The organism is Methylobacterium sp. WL6 (assembly GCF_008040095.1).
Classification (GTDB): domain Bacteria; phylum Pseudomonadota; class Alphaproteobacteria; order Rhizobiales; family Beijerinckiaceae; genus Methylobacterium.
Genome location: NZ_VRVH01000513.1, coordinates 1 through 1,857 on the forward strand (window position 1 = coordinate 1; position 1,857 = coordinate 1,857).

Below are 1,857 nucleotides of genomic sequence, written 5' to 3' on the forward strand. Positions count from 1 at the left end.
GCGGTCCACGCCTGCGACGCGAGCCGGCCGGACGACGTCGAGGCGCTGTTTGCCGCGATCGAGCCGGCGCTCGGCGGCCCGCCGGACGTGGTGGTCTACAACGCCAGCGGGCGCGTGCGCGGCGCGATCGCGGAGCTCGACCCGGCGGCCGTCGCCCAGGCGCTCGCCGTCTCGGCCTTCGGCGGGTTCCTGGTGGCGCAGGCGGCCGCCCGGCGCATGCTGCCGGCCCGGCACGGCGCGATCCTGCTCACCGGGGCCTCGGCGAGCGTGAAGGGGTTCGCCGGCTCGTCGGCCTTCGCCATGGGCAAGTTCGCCCTGCGCGGCCTGGCCCAGAGCCTGTCGCGCGAGCTGCAGCCCCAGGGCATCCACGTGGCCCACTTCGTCATCGACGGCGCGATCCGGAACCCGGCCCGCGCGCCCGAGGCGCCGGATGCCCCCGACAGCCACCTCGACCCGGAGGCCATCGCCCGCAGCTACCGCGACGTGCTGCGCCAGGATCGCAGCGCCTGGACCCAGGAGCTGGAGCTGCGCCCCTGGGTCGAGCGGTTCTGAGAGACCTGCGGCCTCACCCGTGCCGCAGGTCGCCCACCGGCGCCGGCGGGGGCTGGAAAGGTTGCGCGGTCGCGGGGATCTTGAACGGCAGGACGTTCGAGGGACGCCCGTCCGCGACCGGGGGCGACGGCCGCCGGCGGCCCGACCGGAGGATCAGGCCGACCACGAGCCGGCTGCAGCCGCGCGCGGCGTGACGCTGCGCCCGGTTTCGCGTCCAGATCGGAAAATCCTGGCGGTTTCGCATGTCGGGCTCCCTCGTCAGGCTCGGACACGAGAGAACACCGCGATTCCGACGACCCGCACATCACCCGTTTGGGGGATGCCCCCGGCGATCGGTAAACAGCTGCGATGGGTCGGCTCAGGCCGGGTCTGGGCGCGCGGCGACGGCCTCGATCTCGACGAGGTAGCCGTGGTGCAGGCCCGGCACCGGCACCACGGCGCGGGCGGGGCGGGCCGCGCCGAACATCTCCGCGTAGATCCGATCGAAGGCCGGCCAGTTCTCGACGCCGACCAGGTAGGCGGTGACCTTGAGCACGCGCTCCGGGCCGCATCCGGCCGCGCCGAGGATGGCGAGCACGTTGGCCAGCGCCTGCCGGGCCTGCTCCTCGAACGGGCGGTCGAAGGTATGGCTGCCGTCGGGGCGGGGCCCGAGCTGGCCCGAGACGAAGACGAGGTCGCGCCATGCCGTCGCCTGGGCATAGTGCCCGGCGGGCTCCGGCACGGCCTTCGTCGCGATGCGCTCGATCGGATCTGTCATGGGGAGGATCACCAGCCGGCGATGCGGGGCCACGTGGCGGAGACGCGCCCGGCGGCGTCGAGCACGTGGTAGCTTCCGTGCTGCGCGGCGGTGGCGCAGGCATGGTTGGGCAGGATGCGCAGGCGCGCGCCCAAGGCAAGGTCCGGCAGCGCGGCGGCGGATCCGGGGCGGAGGGCGACGATGCCGTGCTCCTGGTTGGCGTCGCGCACGATCAGGTCGGGGTAGGGCGTCCCCGCCGGATCGCAGACGATCCCGTAGCCCTGGTCGACGGCTTGGCGCGCGGTGCCGCGGTCGCGCGACAGCGCCATCCATCCGGCGTCGACGATGATCCAGCCCTTCGCGCGCTGGTGCCCGATCACCGTCGCCAGCACCGACAGGGCGATGTCCCCGGTTGCGCAGGTGCCGATGCCGGCCTGGAACAGGTCGCCGAACATGAAGACGCCGGCCCGCACCTCGGTCACGCCGTCGAGCGCCTCGGCGAACCGCGCGGTCGGGGTCGAGCCGATGCTGACCACGGGGCAGGGGAGGCCGGCGGCCCGCAGGTGCCC

Annotated in this window: 3 protein-coding genes and 1 pseudogene; 1 reads left to right on the forward strand and 3 read right to left on the reverse strand. The window is 74.5% G+C overall.

The window, feature by feature from the left end:
* A partial coding sequence (locus FV230_RS27880; protein WP_147844669.1) for an SDR family oxidoreductase occupies positions 1-552 on the forward strand: 552 nt, incomplete at its 5' end.
* A gap of 13 nt (positions 553-565) precedes the next feature.
* On the opposite strand, the gene FV230_RS27885 is transcribed toward FV230_RS27880, so the two are convergent.
* The 3 genes and pseudogenes from FV230_RS27885 to FV230_RS27895 form a co-directional block, all read right to left on the reverse strand.
* Positions 566-796: a hypothetical protein gene (locus tag FV230_RS27885; RefSeq protein WP_147844670.1), complete on the reverse strand. Its 231-nt coding sequence runs from the start codon at positions 794-796 to the stop codon at positions 566-568.
* A 114-nt stretch (positions 797-910) separates the two neighbouring features.
* On the reverse strand, positions 911-1,309 hold the full coding sequence (locus FV230_RS27890; RefSeq protein WP_147729782.1) for a RidA family protein: 399 nt from the start codon (positions 1,307-1,309) through the stop codon (positions 911-913).
* An 8-nt stretch (positions 1,310-1,317) separates the two neighbouring features.
* Positions 1,318-1,857: pseudogene (locus tag FV230_RS27895) on the reverse strand (DSD1 family PLP-dependent enzyme); the annotation flags it as partial.